The following is a 21,128-nucleotide window of genomic DNA, read 5'->3' on the forward strand; positions in this document are numbered from 1 at the left end:
CCATCGATGGCGGGCTTTGTCTTTGTGGAGTCAGTGCCGGCCTCATCGCGGGGCAAGCCCGCTCCCACGCTGGCAATGCAGATTGGCGTGGGAGCGGGCTTGCCCCGCGATGGGGCCGGTACAGGCAACGAACCCGCCCAAGGTCCTGTCCAATCCTGAAACCACGGATGCCCCAGGAGGCCCTGATGCAGCGCTGCCCCATCGACCAGGCCGTAGACGCAGTCTTGAAGCGCCTGCCCACCCACATCCACATGGGCCTGCCCCTGGGCCTGGGCAAGCCCAACGCTTTCGTCAACGCCCTCTACGCCCGCATCCGCGAGTTGCCCCAGCGCCGCCTGACGATCTACACCGCCCTGTCCCTCGGGCGCCCACCCTTGGGCGATGGCCTGCAACGGCGCTTCCTCGAACCCTTCGTCGAGCGCGTGTTCGCCGACTACCAAGAGCTCACCTACGTCGCCGACCTCCGCACCGATAGCCTGCCGCCGAACATCCGCGTCGAGCAGTTCTTCATGCAGCCCGGCAGCCTGCTGAATAGCGAGACTGCCCAGCAGGACTACATCAGCAGCAACTACAGCCACGCCGCCCGCGACATCAACGCCAAGGGCCTGAACCTGGTTGCCCAGCTGGTGGCCGCCACGCCTGAACGCCCGGATCACTTCAGCCTGGCCTGCAACCCCGACATCACCCTCGACCTGCTGCCGATGATCGAAAAGCGCCGTGCGGCCGGTGAAACCATCCTGCTGCTCGGCCAGGTGCACAGCGAACTGCCCTACATGCCCGGCGACTCGGAGCTGGCCATCAGCGACTTCGACCTGCTGATCGATGAGCCCGAGCACCGCCGGCTGTTCTCTACGCCGAACATGCCGGTTACCACCCAGGACCACTGTATCGGCCTGCACGCCAGCACCCTGGTGCGCGACGGCGGCAGTCTGCAGATCGGCATTGGCGCCATGGGTGATGCCGTGGCGGCCGCCTTGCTGGCGCGCCAGGGTGACAACGACGGTTACCGGGCCCTGCTCGAGGCCTTGGATATCGGCCCGTGGCAGGCGCTGATAGAGCGGGAAGGCGGCCTGGATGCCTTCGCCCAGGGCCTGTACGGCTGCAGCGAGATGTTCGTCAACGGCCTGCTGGCCCTGGCCGAGGCCGGCGTGGTGCGGCGCCCGGCGGACGAGCAGGGCGTGCTGGTGCATGGCGGTTTTTTCCTCGGCCCGCGGGCGTTCTACCAGCGCCTGCGCGAGATGCCGCTGGCGCAGCGCGCGCAGTTCGCCATGACCCGCATCAGCTTCATCAACGAGCTGTATGGCCAGGAAGAGCTGAAACGCCGCCAGCGTCGCGATGCGCGCTTCATCAACACGGCATTCGGCATGACCCTGCTCGGTGCTGGCGTGGCCGATCAGTTGGAGGATGGCCGGGTGCTGAGCGGCGTGGGCGGGCAGTACAACTTCGTCGCCCAGGGCCATGCGCTGGAGGGCGGGCGCTCGATCCTGCTGCTGCGCAGCTGGCGCGAGGCGGGCGGTGAGGTCAGCTCCAACCTGTACTGGACCTACGGCCACTGCACCATTCCCCGGCACCTGCGCGATGTGGTGATCACCGAATACGGCATCGCCGACCTGCGCGGGCAGACCGACAGCGAGGTGATTGCGCGGTTGCTGGCGATCAGTGATTCACGTTTTCAGGCGCAGCTGGTGGAGCAGGCCAAGGCGGCGGGCAAGCTGGCCAGGGACTTCGAACTCGACGAACGCTACCGCGACAACACCCCCGAGCGCCTGGAGGCGATCCGCGCACGACATGCACGGCTGTTCCCGGAGTACCCGCTGGGCAGCGACTTCACGGCTGAGGAGCGCGATCTGCTGCGGGCGCTGAACTGGTTGAAGAGCAAGTTCAAGTTGAGCGAGGTGCTGGAGCTGGGCAAGGCGGCACTTGAGGCGCCAGGGCCTGAGGGATATGGAGCACAGTTGGCGCGGATGCAGCTGGATGACCCGCAGGGCCTGAAGGAGGAGTTGTATCAGCGTTTGCTATTGGCGGCGCTTCAGGTGACGCGGCAGTGACGCAGCGTGGGAGCGGGCTTGCCCCGCGATGGCGTCAGATCAGACGACGATGTTGTCCGCACTGACGCTATCGCGGGGCAAGCCCGCTCCCACGTTCCTGCAGAGCGGCCTTACTCGATAAAGCTGACCACGCCACCTTCCAGCGACTTCACCCGCGCCAGGGATTCAACGCGGTACCCCTGGCTGTCCAGCTCGGCACGGCCGCCCTGGAACGACTTCTCGATGACGATGCCAAGGCCCGCCACGGTGGCGCCGGCCTGCTTGATGATCGAGATCAGCGCCTGGGACGCCTTGCCGTTGGCCAGGAAATCGTCGATCACCAGCACGCGGTCGCTGCTGTTGAGGTGGCGCGGCGAGACGGCCACGGTGTTCTCGGTCTGCTTGGTGAAGGAGTACACCGAGGCGGTCAGCAGGTTCTCGGTCAGGGTCAGCGACTGGTGCTTGCGGGCGAAGATCACCGGCACGCCGAGCTTCAGGCCGGTCATCACCGCCGGGGCGATGCCGCTGGCTTCGATGGTGACGATCTTGGTCACGCCCGAGTCGGCGAACAGACGGGCGAATTCGTCACCGATCAGCTGCATCAGCGCCGGGTCGATCTGGTGGTTGAGAAACGCATCGACTTTCAGGACCTGATCGGAAAGCACGATGCCTTCTTCGCGAATCTTCTGCTGCAGTGCTTCCACTGTGTGTCTCCGATGTAACAAAGGTGGCCGCAAAAAGCGGCAAAGTTAAAGAGTAATGGTTGATCAGCGTTTGAGCATTGCCCGGATATCGGCCAGGGCGTTGTTGCCGCGCGCGGCTTTCACTTCAACGGGCGCATCGTCCAGGCCTTCCCAGGCCAGGTCGTCCGGCGGCAGTTCATCGAGGAACCGGCTCGGCGTGCAGTCGATGATTTCGCCGTACTGCTTGCGCTTGGCGGCGAAGGTGAAGGCCAGGGTCTGGCGCGCGCGGGTGATGCCCACGTAGGCCAGGCGGCGTTCCTCTTCGATGGTGTCGGCCTCGATGCTCGAGCGGTGGGGGAGGATCTCCTCCTCCATGCCCATGATGAACACGTAGGGGAATTCCAGGCCCTTGGAGGCATGCAGGGTCATCATCTGCACGCCCTCGGCGTTCTCTTCCTCTTCCTGCTGGCGCTCGAGCATGTCGCGCAGCACCAGCTTGCCGATGGCGTCCTCGATGGTCATGTCACCCTCTTCGTCCTTCTCGAGGGTGTTCTTCAACGCTTCGACCAGGAACCAGACGTTGCTGATGCGGAACTCCGCCGCCTTGTCGCTGGCGGTCTGCTGGCGAATCCAGTTCTCGTAGTCGATGTCGCGGATCATCTCGTGCAGCGCGGCGATCGGCTCGTCCAGGGCCACCTTGTGGCGCACGCCGTCGAGCCAGTGCTTGAAGCGCTGCAGGCGCTCGGTATAGCGCGCGTCCAGGTGCTCGCCCAGGCCCAGCTCCTCGCTGGCGGCGTACATCGACACACCGCGCTCGGTGGCATAGTTGCCGAGCTTTTCCAGGGTGGTCGAGCCGATTTCGCGGCGCGGCACGTTGATCACCCGCAGGTAGGCGTTGTCGTCGTCCGGGTTCACCAGCAGGCGCAGGTAGGCCATCAGGTCCTTGACTTCCTGGCGGCCGAAGAAGCTGTTGCCGCCGGACAGGCGATACGGCACCTGGTGGTGCTGCAGCTTCAGTTCGATCAGCTTGGCCTGGTAGTTGCCGCGGTAGAGGATGGCGAAGTCGCTGTACGGGCGGTTGGTGCGCAGGTGCAGGGTAAGGATTTCCATGGCCACGCGTTCGGCCTCGGCTTCCTCGTTCTTGCAGCGGATCACGCGGATCTCGTCGCCCACGCCCATCTCGCTCCACAGCTGTTTCTCGAAGGCGTGAGGGTTGTTGGCGATCAGCACGTTGGCGCAGCGCAGGATGCGGCTGGTGGAGCGGTAGTTCTGTTCGAGCATGACGATCTTCAGGGAGGGGTAGTCCTCCTTGAGCAGCATCAGGTTCTCGGGGCGCGCGCCGCGCCAGGCGTAGATCGACTGGTCGTCGTCACCCACCACGGTGAACTGGTTGCGCATGCCGATCAGCATCTTCACCAGCAGGTACTGGCTGGCGTTGGTGTCCTGGTATTCGTCTACCAGCAGGTAGCGCACGCGGTTCTGCCAGCGTTCGAGCACTTCGGGGTGCTCCTGGAACAGCTTGACCGGTTGCAGGATCAGGTCGTCGAAGTCCACCGCGTTGAACGCCTTGAGCGTGCGCTGGTAGTGGGTGTAGACGATGGCGGCGGTCTGCTCGCGCGGGTTGCGCGCCTTCTCCAGCGCCTCGGGCGGCAGGATCAGGTCGTTCTTCCAGGCACCGATCATGTTCTTGATCTCGTCGATGCCGTCGTCGCCGGAGTATTCCTTCTGCATGATGTCCGACAGCAACGCCTTGATGTCGGACTCGTCGAAGATCGAGAACCCCGGCTTGTAGCCCAGGCGCTCATGCTCCTTGCGGATGATGTTCAGGCCCAGGTTGTGGAATGTGCACACTGTCAGGCCGCGGCCTTCCCCCGGACGCAGCAGGGTGCCGACCCGTTCCTTCATCTCGCGGGCGGCCTTGTTGGTAAAGGTCATCGCCACGATGTACTGGGCACGGATGCCGCAGTTCTGGATGAGGTGGGCAATCTTGCGCGTGATCACGCTGGTCTTGCCGGAGCCTGCGCCGGCGAGCACCAAAAGAGGGCCGCCAACGTAGTCTCGGGCTTCCTGTTGCCGGGGATTGAGTCGGGACATGCTAGAAACCGGGGGTCGCCAGAAAATAGCCGCGCATTCTAACAGGCATCCAGGGTTTGTGGCGCGACCGTCTGACGTGTGAGTCAACCTTTTAGCGCCTGCCAGGCGGGGTTTTTCACGGCTTGGCAGGGTGATACTGCCAAGCGCCATGCAAATCCCTGAAATCCTGTTTGCCGGTTGCGCGGGTTTCGCGCAGGATGCACGTCAAAATGCGTCGGGGCGCCGGTCAGGGACGGCCATGACTAAAAGTGAAAATCATTTTCATTTGTTGCGGTAGGATACACCGCCCCCGCCGTTCCACCGTCCAAGCCTAAGGAGCCCGCTTGTCCACGCCCGCCGAACCCCTGCGTTTGCTGCTGTTGGCCGATGAGCCGGAATGGGCCGCACGCTTGCGCGAATGCCTGCAGCCTCTGGGCGGGAGTGCGGTGCTGCTGACCGCGCCGAACTGGGCAGCGGTCGACAGCCTGTTCGCCAACGACCGCCAGGCCGTGGTGCTGGCCACCCCCGAGCTGCAGCCGGCCCCGGGGCGCTGCGAGTTGCCGACCATTTTGCTGCTCGAGCAGGAACCAGCGAGTACACCGGTGGGCGTCAGCGACTGGCTGGTGCTGGCGCAGCTTGGCACCGACACCCTGCGTCGCTCCCTGCGCCATGTGCGCGAGCGCGGCGTGCTGGTCGCCACCCTGCAGCGCCTGGCCGAGCAGGACCCGCTGACCGGCATCGCCAATCGCCAGGGCTTCCAGGCCTTGCTGACCGCGCGCCTGGCCGAAAACGAAGGCCGCGGCCTGGCTCTGGGCCACCTCGACCTCGACAACTTCCGTCACGTCAACGATGCCCTGGGCCACCAGGGCGGCGATCGCCTGATCCTGCAGGTGGTGGCTCGGCTCAAGAGCCAGCTCGAAGCCACCGACCAGCTGGCGCGCCTGGGCAGTGACGAGTTCGCCCTGCTGATCGACACCCGCCGCGACGCCAACCGCGCCGAATGGATCGCCGAACGCATCACCGAAGCCCTGACCGAACCCTACTGGATCGACGGCGAAAGCCTGCTGCTCGGTTGCAGCCTGGGCATTGCCCACGCCCGCGCCCAGGCCGGCGCCGACCCGCTGATGTGGCATGCGCACATCGCCATGCGCCAGGCCAAGGGCAGCCAGGGCTGCACCTTCCATGTGTTCAACGAGCGCATCAACCGCAACGCCCGCAGCCTCGCCGACCTGGAAAGCGAGCTGCGCCGCGCCCTGCGCCGCGACGAGCTGGAGCTGCACTACCAGCCGCGGCTGAATCTCACCGACGGCCGTATCGTCGGCCTCGAGGCGCTGGTGCGCTGGAACCACCCGGAACGTGGCCTGCTGCCGCCCAGCGAGTTCGTGCCGCTGGCCGAGCAGAGCGGGTTGATCGTGCCGCTGGGCTACTGGGTGATCTCCCGTGCGCTGAGCGATATGCAGGCCTTGCGCGAGCGCGGCCTGACGCCGCTGCACATGGCTGTGAACCTGAGCTTCCGTCAGTTCCAGGACAGCCAGTTGCTGGCCACCCTGAGCCGGCTGATCGTCGAGCATGGCGTCGATGCGCGCTGGCTGGAATTCGAGTTGACCGAAACGGCGGTGATGCGCCGCAACGAGCTGGTGCGCCAGACCATGGATGCCCTCGGGCGCCTCGGTGTGCGTTTCTCGCTGGATGACTTCGGCACGGGCTTCTCCTCGTTCGTGCACCTCAACAGCCTGCCGATCACCCTGCTCAAGGTCGACCGCAGTTTCGTCGGCGGCATGGAGCAGCGCGAAGAAAATCGCAAGCTGGTGCACGCGATGATCAACCTGGCGCACAACCTCAACCTGGAGGTGGTGGCCGAAGGGGTCGAGAGCGAGGAGCAGATGGCCTTGCTGCGTGAGTTCGGCTGTGACCAGGTGCAAGGCTTCCTGGTCAGCCGGCCGCTGCCGGTGGCGGAGTTGATCGAGTATCTGTTGCAGGCCTCGGAGCCCAAGTTGGCGGAAGTCCTCTAGGGCCCCTTCGCGGGGCAAGCCCGCTCCCACGCTCGGCCGTGGGAGCGGGCTTGCCCCGCGATCAGGCCGAAACTGCGGCGTTCACACCTGCGCCACGGCCAATCATCCGTTTCATCCGCCATTCAAAGGCAAACGTCAGCGCCACCGACGCACACGCCAGCCCCAATGCCAGCCCCCACCAGATCCCCGGCGCCCCACCGCCGAGAGTGAAGGCGAACAACCAGGCACTCGGCGCCCCCACCAGCCAGTAGCACACCGCACCGATCAGGAAGGTGGTCCGGGCATCCTTCAAGCCACGGATCGAGCCCATGGCGATGGTCTGCACGCCGTCGAACAGCTCGAACCAGGCCGCCACCATCACCAGTTGCACCGCCAGTTGGAAGATCGGCGCAAAGGCCGGGTCGTCACGGTTCACCAGCAAGCCCACCAGGTTGTCCGGCAGCAACAGGAACAGCGCGGCAAAGCCAAGCATCAGCGAGGCACCGAAACCGATCCCGACACGCCCGGCACTGCGCGCCGCCAGCAAGTTGCCGGCGCCGTAGTACAGGCCGACGCGCATGGTCACCGCATACGAAAGCCCAGTCGGCACCATGAACGCGGTCGAGACGATCTGCAGGGCGATCTGGTGTGCCGCAAGCTCGGTGCTGCCAAGCACGCCCATGCACAGCGCGGCGAAGGCGAACAGCCCGACCTCGACCATGTAGGTGCCGCCGATCGGCAGGCCCAGGCGCCACAGCTCGCGCAGCGCCGGCAGCGAAGGGCGCATCAGGCCCTTGCGCAGCGGGTAGGCGGCATAGGCCTTGTGCCAGCGGATGTACAGCGCCAAGGCGATGGCCATGCCCATCGACACCAGCGCAGTGACCAGGCCGATGCCCATCAGGCCCAGCTTGGGCAGGCCGAACATGCCCTCGATCAGCGCATGGTTGAGCAGGTAGTTGAGCACCGTGCCCACCAGGCTGATGACCATCACCGGCGTGGAGCGCCCCAGCGCACTGGTGAAGCCGCGCAGGGCCATGAACGTCAGGTAGCCGGGCAGGGCCAGCGGCAACAGGGTGAGGAACTGCATGGCCGCGTCGACGTTCTCCGGCCGCTGGCCGAACAGCAGCAGCGCCGGCTTGAGGTTCCACAGCACCAGCGCTGCCGCCAGCGCCAGGCCCCAGGCCAGCCACAGGCCACTCTGGGCCAGGCGGGTGGCGCCTTCGATGTCGTTGGCGCCCTTGCGGATCGCCACCAGGGTACCGACCGCGGCGATTATCCCCAGGCAGAAGATCGACACGAACGAATAGCTCGCCGCCCCCAGCCCGCCACCGGCCAGCGCCTGCGGGCTGATGCGGGCCATCATAAGGGTGTCGGTGAGCACCATCAGCATGTGCGCCAACTGCGAGGCGATCAGCGGCCCGGCCAGGCGCAGCAAAGCCTTGAGTTCGGTGGTGGGCGCGACGTGCATGGGCTTGTCCTTGTGGGTGGTGCAATGAGCGAGCGGTCGATTCTGAGGCTTCGGTCAGCTTTGCACAAAAGGATAAAAGCGATCATTGCCATGAGTCTGACTCATGTATGTATGATCCAGTGCACTGCCTCCACGGCCCCGCATGCCAGGTACGCCATGTCCCGCCAGCTCCCTCCGCTGTATGCGCTGCGCGCATTCGAAGCCGCCGCGCGGCTGAGCTCCTTCACCCGCGCCGGTGTCGAACTGTCGATTACCCAGAGTGCGGTCAGCCGGCATATCCGCACGCTGGAAGAGCACTTCGCCTGCCGCCTGTTCGTGCGCAGCGGCCGTAGCCTGCAACTGACCGAGGCCGCGCGGATGCTGCTGCCCGGCGTGCGCGACGGCTTCGCCGCGCTGGAGCGAGCCTGCGAAACTTTGCGCGGTGAAGATGACATCCTGCGCATGAAGGCGCCGTCCACCCTGACCATGCGCTGGCTGCTGGCGCGTCTGAGCCGCTTTCGCCACCTGCAGCCGGGCAACGAAGTGCAACTGACCAGCGCCTGGATGGACGTCGACCACGTGGATTTCAACCAGGAGCCGTTCGACTGCGCGGTGCTGCTCAGCGACGGTAACTTTCCGGCCGACTGGGAGGTACGCCGGCTGTTCAGCGAGCTGCTGATCCCGGTGGGGGCGCCGGACCTGCTCGACGATGCGCCCTGGGATGAGCGCCGGCTGGCCGGCATCGAACTGCTGCACCCCACTCCCGACAAGCGTGATTGGCGTGCCTGGCTGGCGCGCATGGGGCTCACCGACAAGGTGTCGCTCAAGGGTGGGCAGGTGTTCGACACCCTGGAGCTGGGCATGATCGCGGCTGCCCGGGGCTACGGGATCTCCATGGGCGATCTGCTGATGGTGGCCGAGGATGTGGCCCAGCGGCGCCTGAGCCTGCCCTGGCCGACGGCGGTTGCCAGCGGGCTGGATTATTACCTGGTGTGGCCGCGTACCCGGCCGGGCGGGGAGCGCTTGCGGCGGTTGAGTGTGTTCCTGCAGGAAGAGGCGGTGGCGATGGATTTGCCAGATGTTCACATTCTCTCGGCGACCTGAGTGCCTGGACCGGCCCTTTCGCGGGTAAACCCGCTCCCACAGGTACTGTGCAAACCCTGTGGGAGCGGGTTTACCCGCGAAGGGGCCGACACCGAACGCAAAGGTTTGCGAATACCCCGGCCCGACACTCAAGTATTCCCCCGCGACGCCGATCCACTGGCACCAGCGTCCCGGAAGAGGGCGCGATTCCCCCGTCGACAGGAAGCGGGTGGTCAGCGTGATCAGGACGATCCCGGCCTCTTGCCAGGAGCTCACCCATGTCTCAACCGCGTGCCCGTATCGCCTCGCAGCTCGGTATCGCCCTCGCCATCGTGCTGGCGCTGGTGATCACCGGCAGTACTCTGTTCGCCCTGCGTTCGCTGGACGACGCCAACCTCACCACCCGCCAGGCCCACCTGGGCAGCGAAGCGCGGCTGCTGGCCGACCAGCTGGACACCTTCCACGGCTCGCTCAGGGACAACACCCAGCGCCTCAGCGGGCTGTTCGAGCGCCGCTTCGCCACCGGCCTGGCCCTGCATGCGGGCGAGACGGTCAGCGTGGCCGGGGTCGCTACCCCGGCGCTGTACCTGGGCGAACACTTGCTGAACAACGATTTCCGTCAGGTCGACGAGTTCCAGCAGATGACCGCCGGAGTCGCCACCCTGTTCGTGCGCAGCGGCGATGACTTCGTGCGCATCAGCACCTCGCTGACCAAACAGGACGGCAGCCGCGCCATCGGCACCCAGCTCGACCGCCAGCACCCGGCCTACGCCAAGTTGATGGCCGGGCAGACCTACGTCGGCCGCGCCGTGCTGTTCGAGCGCAACTACATGACCCGCTACGTGCCGGTCAGTGACGGCAGCGGTCGGGTGATCGCGGTGCTGTTCGTCGGCTTCGACTACACCGACGCGCAAAACGCCCAGTTCGCCAACCTCAAGCGCTTCCGCATCGGCCAGACCGGCTCGCTGGCGCTGCTCGACGAGCAGGGCAAGTGGCTGGTGCCGCCGGCCGAGGTGCGTGACGGCGAGGCTGCGGCCCAGGCCATCAAAGGCCTCAAGGCCGGCGAAGGGCGCTTCTGGGAGAGCGCCGGCGTGCCGCAGTTCAGCGTCGCCATGCCGTTCGCCGAGGGCCCCTGGACCGTGGTGGCGAGCATGCCGCAGGCAGAAATCCGCGAGGTGACCTGGAGTGTCGGCCTGCGCCTGGCCATCGGCAGCCTGCTGGCCATGTTGCTGGCCGTGGTCGCCACGCTGTGGCTGCTACGCCGCAAGTTGCGCCCACTGGGTGACCTGGTGCGCCAGGCCGAGGCGCTGGGGGCCGGCAACCTCGATGCCCGCCTGAGCGTCACCAGCCATGACGAGATCGGCCAGCTGGCGCGCGGGTTCAACCAGATGGCCGATGCCCTGGCGACCATGGTCGAGCATATCCGCGAGGCCTCGGAGCAAGTCAGCGGCCGCGCCCGTTCGCTGTCGGGCCTGTCGTCCGGTGCCTGCGAGGGCATGGACCAGCAGTCCGGCGAGATCACCAGCATGGCCGGCGCGGTGGAAGAGTTCAGCGCCACCTCGATGAACATTGCCGACAACATGGCCGGCACCGAACGCATGGCCCGCGACAACGCCCAGCAGACCCGCATCGGCCGCAATGCCATGGACGAAGCCTCGGCCTCGCTCAAGCAGATTGCCCAGGCGTTGGGCGGTACCGCGACGGTGATGGATACCCTGGGTGCCCGTTCCCAGGAGATCGGCGGCATCGTCGGGGTGATCACCGCGATCGCCGAACAGACCAACCTGCTGGCGCTCAACGCCGCCATCGAAGCGGCGCGTGCCGGCGAGCAGGGCCGTGGTTTTGCCGTGGTGGCCGACGAGGTGCGTGGCCTGGCTGCGCGTACCCGTCAGGCCACCGATGAGATCTCCGGCATGATCGCCAGCATCCAGCAGCAGACCGGCCATGCCATCAGCACCCTGGAGCAGGGCAATCAGCTGATGCAGGAAGGTCTGGCGCGCAATGACAAGGTGGCCGAGGCCCTGGCGCGCATCGACGAGCAGAGCCGTACGGCGGGTGAGCAGTTCGCGGTGATCAGCACGGCGACCCAGGAGCAGAGCAGCACCGCGACGGTGCTCAGCCGGAATCTGCAGAGCATTGCCCAGGCCAACAGCGAGCAGCGGGATGTGGCCAATGAACTGGCCAATACCGCCCGCGAGCTGGAAGGGTTGGCGGGGCAGTTGAGGCAGGAAGTGGATCGGTTCCGCGTCCGACGCTGAAGCCATCGCGGGGCAAGCCCGCTCCCACGTCTACATGCGTGGGAGCGGGCTTGCCCCGCGATGCATTCTGAAGCCTTACATCGAGCCCAGATCCAACGCCTGCGCGCACGCCTGCAATGACCGGCGCTCGCTCTGCGCATACAACCCCAGCTCATCCTCCACCTTGAGCCCCAGCGCCGCCTCGAAGGCCTCGCGGTTGGCATTGCTGCCGTACTCGGCCTGGCCCTCGTCGCCGAGGTTGGACTGGAAGATCCCCGCCGCACTCACCGGCAGGAAATCCTCGTACACCAGCGCCTCGTAATGCACATGGCCAGCGTCGATCAGCCCTTGCAGGGTGGTCGGGCGATCCGCCTGATCGCGTGCGGCCAGGCCCTTCTCGGTCGCGAAGTAGCGGAAGTACGCCAGCCCCTGCTCGCGCATCTGCGCCAGGTCATCCGGGAACTCGGCAAACTGCGCCTCCAGCAGCGCCTTGTAGCGTTCGGCATTGGCCTCGGCCGGTACGCCGCCCAGGGCGGCGCGGGTGGCGTCGAGCAGGCGGTCGTACAGCTGGCGGCCCTTGGGCGTCAGCGCCGCGCCGCGCTGTTCGATCTCGCCGAAGCGCGCGGTGTGGCTGCCCTGGGCATCGCTGAAGGCGACCTTTTCCTGCAAGGCCTTGAAGCTGGTCTGCCGCAACAAGATCGGCTGGCGACGGGTGGGCGGGCCTTCGACCACGGCTTTGGGCGGGATGCCCTTGGCCGGCATGCCGACCTGGATCGCGTCGATGTCCAGGGTGCGTGGGGTCAGGTGATTGATGTGCGGGCCCTTGAATGCCACCACGTCGGCGATCAGGCGGTGCTGATCATGCAACTGCTGGTACTGCTCGGCGGTGACCGTGGCCTCCTGGTGCCAGCGGAAGGTGTGCAGGGCTTCGTTGACGAAGCGCTCGGCGTCGCTCGCGTTCAGGCCGCCGTCGCGTTCGCACTGGGCAATCAGCTCCAGCGCTCGCGGGGTGAAGATCTGCCGTTGGCTGAGGATGCCCTGGGCCAGTTCACGCAATTGCGGGTTGTCGATCAGCTCCAGGCGCAGCAGCGAGGTGAATACGCGGAACGGGCTGACGTGCAGCGACTGCTCGTGCACCGCGCGAAAGGCGGTGGAATGCACCGGCACACCGGCCGAACTGAGGTCGTAGTAGCCGACCGGGTGCATGCCCATCACCGCGAACAGCCGGGCGATGGTGGCGAGTTCTTCGGCGGTGCCGACACGGATGGCGCCATGGCGCTCCTGGTCGAGGCGCTCGATCTCGCCGGTCCAGCGCAGGGCCTCGGCCACCTTGGGCTGCTCGGCCATGACTTGCTGGTTGATCTCGCTCACCAGCTCAAGCAGCGTGCCGTACAGGGGCACTTCCTGTTTGTACATGAGCGACATGGCGGCAGAGAACTGCGCGCGGATGCTGTCGGGGCTGACGAAATCGTGGGCGGGCATCGCAAGCTTCCTGGTTAGGTTCGGACGCTTACATGAAAGCTGGGAATGGAGTTGCCATACAAGCGAAAAAAAGTGGGTGTTTCATTCCTTTTTTGATCGACCTGAGGGCCCTATCGCGGGGCAAGCCCGCTCCCACGGTTCATGCGTGGGAGCGGGCTTGCCCCGCGATGGCTTCAGAGCTGCTCGCGAACCCACTCCACCAAAGCCCGCACCTTCGGCACCTCCGCCGCATGCTCGGCATACGCCAGGTAATGCGCGCCATTGCTCTTCATCGCATGGTCCCAGGCCAGCACCAGGCTGCCCTCGGCCAGCTCCCTGGCCACCAGATAGCGCGGCACCAGCGCCACCCCACAACCCGACTGCGCCGCGCTCAACGCCATATAGAACGTATCGAAACGCGGTCCGTGGTAGCTGTTGTCGGTGTGCAGCCCCTGTTCCAGGAACCACTCATGCCACGCCTCCGGGCGTGAGGCGCTCTGCAGCAGCACCAGGTCCGTCAGCGCACCCGCGTCCGCCAGCGTGCGCCCCTGCAGCAACTCCGGCGCGCACACCGCCACCACCTCCTCGCCGAACAGCTCCACGCAGGTCGCCCCCGGCCAAGTGCCTTGGCCGTAGAAGAACACCACGTCCGCCGACCCTTGCAGCAGGGCGAATGGCTCCATCTCGTTGCGGATGTCCAGGTGGATGTTCGGGTGGCGCTTGCCGAAACCCTTGAGGTGCGGGATCAGCCAGCGCACGCCAAAACTCGGCTGAGTGGCTACCTTGAGTACTTCGGTCTGGGTGCCGTAGGTCTGCACGTAGCGGCTGGACATGTCGACCTGGGTGAGGATCTTGTTGACCTCGGCCAGGTACAACGAGCCCGCGGGGGTGAGCTGCAGGCGCCGGCGGATGCGCAGGAACAGGTGGTGGCGCAGCATCTCCTCCAGTTGCGCGACCTGCTTGCTGACCGCGCTCTGGGTCAGGTGCAGCTCTTCGGCCGCGCGGGTGAAGCTCAGGTGGCGCGCCGCAGCCTCGAAGCACTGCAGGGCGGTCATGGACGGTACCAGGCGTTTGGACATAGCGGTCTCTGCGGCTCGATTCATTACCTGTCGGAATGATATGCGGAATAAAGGTCGTTTGTTGCACTTGTGTAATCGGATTAATACTGACCCACGTCATTTTCCAACCCTTCACACGATGAAAGGAGAAGCACAATGGTTGCTGGATTGCTCGAGCGTCTTGGCGTTGCCGCCACGGCTTACACCCAGGGCGACTACCCTGTTCACACCCCGATCGACGGCAGCCAGATCGCCTCGGTGAAACTGCTCGGCAAGGCCGACACCATTGCCCGCATCGACCAGGCCCAGCAGGCCTTCGAAGCCTGGCGCAGCGTGCCGGCCCCGCGCCGTGGCGAGCTGGTGCGCCTGTTCGGTGAAGTGCTGCGCGAACACAAGGCCGACCTCGGCGAGCTGGTCTCGATCGAAGCCGGCAAGATCACCCAGGAAGGCCTGGGCGAAGTGCAAGAGATGATCGACATCTGCGACTTCGCCGTCGGCCTGTCGCGCCAGCTGTACGGCCTGACCATCGCCTCCGAGCGCCCGGGCCACCACATGCGTGAATCCTGGCACCCGCTGGGTGTGGTCGGCGTGATCAGCGCCTTCAACTTCCCGGTCGCCGTGTGGGCGTGGAACACCGCGCTGGCCTTGGTGGCCGGTAACTCGGTGGTGTGGAAGCCGTCCGAGAAGACCCCGCTCACCGCCCTGGCCTGCCAGGCGCTGTTCGAAAAAGCCCTGAAAGCCTTCGGCGATGCGCCGGCCGGCCTGAGCCAGCTGGTGATTGGCGGGCGCGAAGCCGGTGAAGCCCTGGTCGACGACCCGCGCGTGCCGCTGGTCAGCGCCACCGGCAGCACCCGCATGGGCCGTGAAGTGGGCCCACGTGTGGCGGCACGCTTCGGCCGCAGCATCCTCGAACTGGGCGGCAACAACGCCATGATCCTCGCCCCGAGCGCAGACTTGGACCTGGCCGTGCGCGGCATCCTGTTCTCCGCCGTCGGCACCGCCGGCCAGCGCTGCACCACCCTGCGCCGCCTGATCGTGCACCGTTCGATCAAGGATGAAGTGGTGGCTCGGGTCAAGGCCGCCTACGCCAAGGTGCGCATCGGCGACCCGCGCAAGGACAACCTGGTCGGCCCGCTGATCGACAAGCTGTCGTTCGACGCCATGCAAGGCGCGCTGGCCAAGGCCCGCGACGAAGGCGGCCAGGTATTCGGTGGCGACCGTCAGCTGGCCGAGCAGTACCCGAACGCCTACTACGTGACCCCGGCCATCGCCGAAATGCCGGCCCAGAGCGACGTGGTGCGCCACGAAACCTTCGCGCCGATTCTCTACGTGCTGGCCTACGACGACTTCGAAGAGGCCCTGCGCCTGAACAACGAAGTGCCACAGGGCCTGTCGTCGTGCATCTTCACCACCGATATTCGTGAGGCAGAGCGCTTCCAGAGTGCCTCGGGCAGCGACTGCGGCATCGCCAACGTCAACATCGGCACCAGCGGCGCCGAGATCGGCGGGGCGTTCGGTGGCGAGAAAGAGACCGGCGGTGGCCGTGAGTCCGGCTCCGATGCCTGGAAAGGCTACATGCGTCGCCAGACCAACACCGTGAACTACTCGCGCGAGTTGCCGCTGGCGCAGGGTATCGTGTTCGACTGAGTCAGCCTTCCAGGCATCGTGGGAGCGGGCTTGCCCCGCGATGGCGTCTGATCAGACAACGCCATCGCGGGGCAAGCCCGCTCCCACGTCGATTCATCCTGCAACAAGAATAAAATTTTGCTGGAGCCGGGCCATGTCCGAACTGCGTCAAGAATGTCTGTGGGAACACGTCACCCGGCCGACCGTCGCCGCCCAGGCCCTGGCCGGCGAGCACAAGGCCGATGTCTGCGTGATCGGCGGCGGCATCACCGGGCTGTCCGCGGCCATCCACCTGCTCGAACAGGGCAAGTCGGTGATCCTGCTGGAAGCCTGGAAGATCGGCCACGGCGGCTCCGGGCGCAACGTCGGCCTGGTCAACGCCGGCACCTGGATCCGTCCCGATGATGTCGAGGCCACCCTCGGCCACAAGCAAGGCAGCCGCCTGAACAAGGTGCTGGGCGAGGCGCCGGGCGAGGTGTTCGCCATGATCGAGCGCCTTGGCATCGACTGCCAGGCCCAGCACAAAGGCACCCTGCACATGGCGCACAACGCCACCGGCATCGCCGACCTCGAAGCCCGCCACCAGCAATGGTCGCGCCGTGGCGCCGACGTCGAGCTGCTGACCGGCGCGCAGTGCCAGGAATACTGCGGTACCGACAAGATTTCCGCCGCGCTGCTCGACCGCCGCGCCGGCACCATCAACCCCATGGGCTATACCCAGGGCCTGGCAGGCGCCGTGGCCCGCCTGGGCGGCAAGCTGTTCCAGCAGTCCGCTGTCGAGGGCCTGGAGCGCGACGGCGACGCCTGGCGGGTGAAGACCGCGCGCGGCGCGGTGCGCGCGGACAAGGTGGTGATTTCCACCGGCGCCTACACCGAAGGCGACTGGAGCAACCTGCAGAAGCAGTTCTTCCGTGGCTACTACTACCAGGTGGCCTCCAAGCCCTTGCACGGCGCCGCTGCCGACAAGGTCCTGCCCCATGGCCAGGGCTCGTGGGACACCCGCACCGTGCTCAGCAGCATCCGCCGCGATGACCAGGGCCGCCTGCTGCTCGGCAGCCTTGGCCGGGTCGACAACAAGCCGGCATGGTTCGTGCGCAGCTGGGCCGACCGCATCCAGAGCCACTACTACCCGGAGCTGGGCAAGGTCGAGTGGGAAATGCACTGGACCGGCTGCATCGACTTCACCCCCGACCACCTGATGCGTCTGTTCGAGCCGGCGCCGGGGCTGGTGGCGGTGACTGGCTACAACGGCCGTGGCAACACCACCGGCACGGTGATCGGCCGGGCGTTCGCCGAGTTCTTGCTCAAGGACGAGCCGGACAGCCTGCCAATTCCGTTCTCGCCAATGAAACCGGTGAGTGCGCCGTCGCTGCGCACGGCGTTCTATGAGTCGGGGTTCTCGCTGTATCACGCCGGGCAGTGCCTGCGCGTGGTGCTGTAACCCGCCCTCAGGGTTGCCCAACGACAAAAAGCCGCGTCCCCAGGGGGCGCGGCTTTTTGTCGTTGGGCGGGGTCAGCTGAGCAGGTTCTTCACATTGTTCATCGCCTCATCGGCAAAGCCCTGCAGGAACGCCTGGAAGCCTGGCAGCGCCTCGGGCCCGCCTTGCTGGGGTTCGGCCTGGATGGTCCAGGTGGCGCGGCTGTGGCCGCCATCGAGCGCCTCCACGGCCATCGCCGCCCACAGGTTGCCGATGTTCAGGCTGGTGTAGATCAGGCTCCAGGTCATGTGCATGGCCTGCTCGTCACGGGCGTTGAGCTGTTCGATCACCACGTTGCCGTCCTTGAACAGCTTCTTGCGCACCGAACGCACGCCGCTGCCGGTCATGTCGATGTGCGCCAGCGCCGGGATGAACACCGGGAAGCCGGCGAAGTTGCCGACGATGTTCCAGACGCTGGCGGCGGGCGCGGCGATGTCGACGCTGGACACCACCCGGCAGCCTTCGGGGTTGCGGATCAGGGTATCGGGCTTGAGTGCTTGCATGTGGTATTGCTCCGGTTGTGGGTGAAGGTCAGATAAAGCCGATGTCGGCCAGGTAGCGGCAGCCACGGCGCAGCAGCGCCGGGCTCTTGCTCGGGTAATGGCTGCCCATGCGCCGCACACCGGCGCGGGCGTTGTCGTGGGCGATGCCGCCGATGTCGCCGATGTCTTCGCCGAAGCCGTCCAGGTAGAAACCGAGGACGTCATACAGCGCGTTGTCGCGGTCGATCCGGCGCAGGCGCTGTTGCCAGTGCTCGACGCTGACCAGCTCGAAGGCATGGCCCTGTTCGCGGAACGACGCCAGGTAATCGCTCCAGCGCAGCGGCTCGGGGTTGTGCAGGTTGAACACGCATTCGCCGGGCTGGTGGCGGCTGCTGTGGAAGGCGATGAAACGGGCGAGGAAGTCCACCGGCATCAGGTCGAAATCGATCTCCAGGCGCGGCACCTGGCCCAGCTGCAGCGAACCCTTGAGCATCAGCATCAGGCGGTTGCTGTGGGGCTGGCAGACGCCGGTGCGGCTGTCGAAGGTGATGTTGCCGGGGCGGAACAGGTTGACCCACACTCCTTGCGCGCGGGCGCGCTGCAGGATGCGTTCGCCGACCCATTTGCTCAGGTTGTAGCCGTTGCGGATGTACAGCGGCGGTGTCGCCGCAGGCTCGGCCTCGAGCACCTGGCCGGCGTTGTCCACGGCACTGCAGGCGGACAGGGTCGAGACGAAGTTGAAGATTTTCTTGCGCCGGCCCTCGCACAACTGCAGGCATTCGAACAGCGGCTCGATGTTGTCGGCGGCCAGCGCCTGGTAGTCGAGCACATGGTTGACCTGCGCTGCGTTGTGCAGCAGCGCGCCGTAGTGTGCGTCCAGGTAGTCGTAGTCGGCCTGGGCCAGCCCCAGGCGCGGCTGGCGCAGGTCGGCTTCGAACACCCGCACGCGGGCCATGTCCAGCGCCAGCTGGTTGTCATGCAGAGCCTGGGCGAATCGTTGCTCAGCCGTGAGGCCGTCGCCGCGGCGCACCAGGCAGGCCACTTCGGTGGCGCCCCAATCCAGCAGCGCCTCGACCAGGTGCACGCCGACGAAGCTGTTGGCGCCGGTGACGATCACCTTGTGCACATCGCCCAGCTGTTCCACCGGCAGCACCCGCAGGCCCAGTTCGCGCAGCGCATCCTGTTCCGGGCGGGCCAGCGGGTCCTGCTGCACGGCCTCGACACCGTCGAGCAGCGCCCCCAGGCGTTGCACGGTCGGTTGCTCGATGAAGCGGTTGATCGCCACCCCCTGGCCGAAGCGCTCACGCACTTCCAGCAGCAGGCGCGACAGCAGGATCGAGTGGCCCCCCAGGTTGAAGAAGCTGTCGTCGATGGCGATATCTGCCTGGGGCAGTTCCAGCAGTTCGCTCCACACCTCGCGCAACTGATGCTCGGTGGCGGTCTGCGGTTGCAGGTGCTGCTGCGCCGCCAAGGCCAGTGGCCGCAACAGCAGCGCCTGGCGGTCGACCTTGCCATTGGCGGTGTAGGGCATCTGCTCCAGCACCTGGTAGAACATCGGGCGCATGTAGTCGGGCAGGCTGCTTTCGGCGTGCTCGCGCAGCAGCGCCTGGGCGTCGGCGTCTTGCGGGTGGGCGAGGAAGGCCAGCACCCGCCGCTGGGGGTCGATCACCACCGCCACCTGGGCGAACAGGCGGGCGTCGCGCAGGCAATGCTCGATCTCCTCGGGCTCCACGCGAAAGCCGCGGATCTTCACCTGGTTGTCGCGTCGCCCGCACAGCTCGATGCCCTGGGCGGTCCATTTGCCGATGTCACCGGTGCGGTAAGCCCTGAGCGAGCGGCCATCGGGCAGGCTCAGTTCGACGAAGCGCTCGGCCGTCAGCAGCGGATTGTTCAGGTAACCCAGGCCGACGCCGGGCCCGGCGATGTACAGCTCGCCGGGTGTCTGCTCCAGCACCGGGCGCAGGGCTTCATCGAGGATCAGCACCTGGGTGTTGGCGATCGGCCGGCCGAGGTTGCGGTTGCTGTCCTGCGGCGCCATCACTCGCGTGGTGGCCAGCACCGTGGTTTCGGTCGGGCCGTAGATGTTGTGCATCCGGCATTGCCCGGCCAGCCGCGCGATCACCTCGGGCTCGCACACATCGCCCCCGGTGATCAGGTGCTGCAGGCCCAGTTGTTGGTCACGCGGCAGGATGCTCAGCAGGGCCGGCGGCAGGAACGCATGGGTGATTTCCTGGCTGTGGATAAGTGCCAGCAGTTGCTGCGGGTCGCGGCGCTGGTCTTCGCTGGGCAGCACCAGTTCGGCACCGCAGGCGAAGGTTGGCAGGATGTCCAGCAAGGAGGCGTCGAAGCCGATGGTGGAAAACTGCAGTACCCGGCTGTACCGCTCCAGTGCCACGTGCTCGCGATACCAGGCCATGAAATGCATCAGGTTGCCCTGGCTGAGCAGCACGCCTTTCGGCTGGCCGGTGGTGCCGGAGGTGTAGATCGCCACGCAGGCTTGCCCGACGTGCGCTTCGCGCAGTACCAGGCTCGGCAGCGCAGGGCCCTGCAACGGCGCTATGTCACGTACGTCCAGTTGGGCGATGGCGGCAGGCAGCTGGCCGTCATGCAGCAGCACGCAGGCGCCGGCATCGTCGAGGATGCGTTGGCGTCGCGCCGCGGGCGTGGCCGGGTCCAGCGGCAGGTAGATGGCGGCGCAACCCAATACCGCCAGCAGGCTGGCGTAGAGCTCGGGCGACTTGCCCATGCACACCGCCACCACCGGCGGGGACGTGTCAGTGCCGTCCAGCAGCGGAAGCAGGGCTTGCTGGATGGCGGCTGTGCGGGCGTGCAGCTGGCGATAGTTGTGGCGCTGGCCAGCGTAATGCAAGGCCGGGGATGCGGCGTGCCGGCGCAGGCTCTGCTCCAGCTGCCCGACCAGGCTGTCCTGGGCGCGCTCCAGCAGGTCGGCACGCAGCGCGCGGTTGAACGGGTGCCGGTAGGCCAACGCCTCCAGCCAGCCCAGGCCGTGCTCGTGTTCGCCAGCGCCGGGGCTGACCGCCGGCGCCTCCTGCAGGTACTGCGGGTTGCGGGCAAAGCGGGTGACGTGCAGGGCCAGTTGATCGCACAGGGCCTGCAAGGTGTCCTGGTGCAGTTGCTGGCCATTGCCCGAATCCGGCGCTTGTACTTCCAGCCTGTCGATCAGGCGTTGGGCACTGGCGCTGCCGCACCAGCACAGGGTTTCCAGGTGCGGCAAGGTTTCGCCCAAGCGGGCGCCCAGGCGCAGCCTGAGCAAGGGCGTGCTGCCCAGTGCCTGCCAGTCGCCGCTGGCCAGGGCCAGGCTGCCGTCGTCCACCACCAATGCAGTGGCGGGCGACAGCTCCCGGCGCAGGGCCTGCGCGCTGTCCGCTGTGGTGGTGCCATGGCCATGTTCGTCGAGCAGGTGGGCAAAGGCGCCGATGGCGGGGCTGGTGCCCACCAGGAGTATGTCGAGGCGTCTCATG

Annotated in this window: 13 protein-coding genes and 1 pseudogene; 7 read left to right on the plus strand and 7 right to left on the minus strand. The window is 66.5% G+C overall.

Annotated features, from left to right (window positions below; genetic code table 11):
- Nucleotides 1-185: 185 nt before the first annotated feature.
- Nucleotides 186-2,048: an acetyl-CoA hydrolase/transferase C-terminal domain-containing protein gene (locus RTH46_RS01405; RefSeq protein ID WP_316904884.1), complete on the plus strand. Its 1,863-nt coding sequence runs from the start codon at nucleotides 186-188 to the stop codon at nucleotides 2,046-2,048.
- Between the two features lie 110 nt (nucleotides 2,049-2,158).
- Here the strand turns inward: RTH46_RS01405 and xpt are convergent, their stop codons facing one another.
- Both xpt and rep read right to left on the minus strand, forming a co-directional pair.
- Complete coding sequence (xpt, locus tag RTH46_RS01410) at nucleotides 2,159-2,731, minus strand: xanthine phosphoribosyltransferase (RefSeq protein WP_316904885.1); 573 nt, start codon at nucleotides 2,729-2,731, stop codon at nucleotides 2,159-2,161.
- Between the two features lie 63 nt (nucleotides 2,732-2,794).
- Complete coding sequence (gene rep / locus RTH46_RS01415; RefSeq protein ID WP_110992021.1) at nucleotides 2,795-4,804, minus strand: DNA helicase Rep; 2,010 nt, start codon at nucleotides 4,802-4,804, stop codon at nucleotides 2,795-2,797.
- Nucleotides 4,805-5,127: 323 nt separating this feature from the next.
- Between rep and RTH46_RS01420 the strand changes: the two genes are divergently transcribed.
- The gene (locus RTH46_RS01420) at nucleotides 5,128-6,795 is read left to right on the plus strand and encodes a putative bifunctional diguanylate cyclase/phosphodiesterase (RefSeq protein WP_410478544.1); all 1,668 of its coding nucleotides are present in this window, start codon (nucleotides 5,128-5,130) and stop codon (nucleotides 6,793-6,795) included.
- Between the two features lie 61 nt (nucleotides 6,796-6,856).
- On the opposite strand, the gene RTH46_RS01425 is transcribed toward RTH46_RS01420, so the two are convergent.
- Nucleotides 6,857-8,242: a NorM family multidrug efflux MATE transporter gene (locus RTH46_RS01425; protein WP_153786722.1), complete on the minus strand. Its 1,386-nt coding sequence runs from the start codon at nucleotides 8,240-8,242 to the stop codon at nucleotides 6,857-6,859.
- A gap of 156 nt (nucleotides 8,243-8,398) precedes the next feature.
- Here RTH46_RS01425 and RTH46_RS01430 point away from each other — a divergent pair, with 156 nt between their 5' ends.
- The 3 genes and pseudogenes from RTH46_RS01430 (at nucleotide 8,399) to RTH46_RS26185 (ending at nucleotide 11,562) form a co-directional block, all read left to right on the plus strand.
- Nucleotides 8,399-9,325 carry a LysR substrate-binding domain-containing protein gene (locus tag RTH46_RS01430; protein ID WP_316904886.1) on the plus strand — a complete coding sequence of 309 codons (927 nt, stop codon included), beginning with the start codon at nucleotides 8,399-8,401 and terminating at the stop codon, nucleotides 9,323-9,325.
- A 257-nt stretch (nucleotides 9,326-9,582) separates the two neighbouring features.
- A pseudogene (locus RTH46_RS26180) lies at nucleotides 9,583-10,695 on the plus strand (Cache 3/Cache 2 fusion domain-containing protein); the annotation flags it as partial.
- A 135-nt stretch (nucleotides 10,696-10,830) separates the two neighbouring features.
- On the plus strand, nucleotides 10,831-11,562 hold the full coding sequence (locus RTH46_RS26185; RefSeq protein WP_410478547.1) for a methyl-accepting chemotaxis protein: 732 nt from the start codon (nucleotides 10,831-10,833) through the stop codon (nucleotides 11,560-11,562).
- A 75-nt stretch (nucleotides 11,563-11,637) separates the two neighbouring features.
- On the opposite strand, the gene RTH46_RS01440 is transcribed toward RTH46_RS26185, so the two are convergent.
- Together RTH46_RS01440 and RTH46_RS01445 are read right to left on the minus strand one after the other, a co-directional pair.
- Complete coding sequence (locus RTH46_RS01440; RefSeq protein ID WP_153786719.1) at nucleotides 11,638-13,023, minus strand: VOC family protein; 1,386 nt, start codon at nucleotides 13,021-13,023, stop codon at nucleotides 11,638-11,640.
- 173 nt (nucleotides 13,024-13,196) lie between these two features.
- Entirely contained in the window at nucleotides 13,197-14,081 is an 885-nt protein-coding gene (locus RTH46_RS01445) for a LysR family transcriptional regulator (protein ID WP_153786718.1), read from the minus strand.
- A 135-nt stretch (nucleotides 14,082-14,216) separates the two neighbouring features.
- On the opposite strand from RTH46_RS01445, the gene RTH46_RS01450 reads away from it, so the two are divergent.
- Entirely contained in the window at nucleotides 14,217-15,707 is a 1,491-nt protein-coding gene (locus RTH46_RS01450) for an aldehyde dehydrogenase family protein (RefSeq protein WP_316904887.1), read from the plus strand.
- A 133-nt stretch (nucleotides 15,708-15,840) separates the two neighbouring features.
- Nucleotides 15,841-17,127, plus strand: a complete 1,287-nt coding sequence (locus RTH46_RS01455) for an NAD(P)/FAD-dependent oxidoreductase (protein WP_153786717.1) — start codon at nucleotides 15,841-15,843, stop codon at nucleotides 17,125-17,127.
- 72 nt (nucleotides 17,128-17,199) lie between these two features.
- Here RTH46_RS01455 and RTH46_RS01460 read toward each other — a convergent pair whose 3' ends face one another.
- Together RTH46_RS01460 and RTH46_RS01465 are read right to left on the minus strand one after the other, a co-directional pair.
- The gene (locus RTH46_RS01460) at nucleotides 17,200-17,667 is read right to left on the minus strand and encodes an SRPBCC family protein (RefSeq protein ID WP_316904888.1); all 468 of its coding nucleotides are present in this window, start codon (nucleotides 17,665-17,667) and stop codon (nucleotides 17,200-17,202) included.
- A gap of 28 nt (nucleotides 17,668-17,695) precedes the next feature.
- Nucleotides 17,696-21,127, minus strand: coding sequence for an amino acid adenylation domain-containing protein (locus tag RTH46_RS01465; protein WP_316904889.1), 3,432 nt, complete (start codon nucleotides 21,125-21,127; stop codon nucleotides 17,696-17,698).
- Nucleotide 21,128 lies beyond the last annotated feature (1 nt).

The sequence above is a fragment of the Pseudomonas sp. zfem004 genome (assembly GCF_032621715.1).
GTDB classification, from domain to species: Bacteria; Pseudomonadota; Gammaproteobacteria; order Pseudomonadales; family Pseudomonadaceae; genus Aquipseudomonas; species Aquipseudomonas sichuanensis.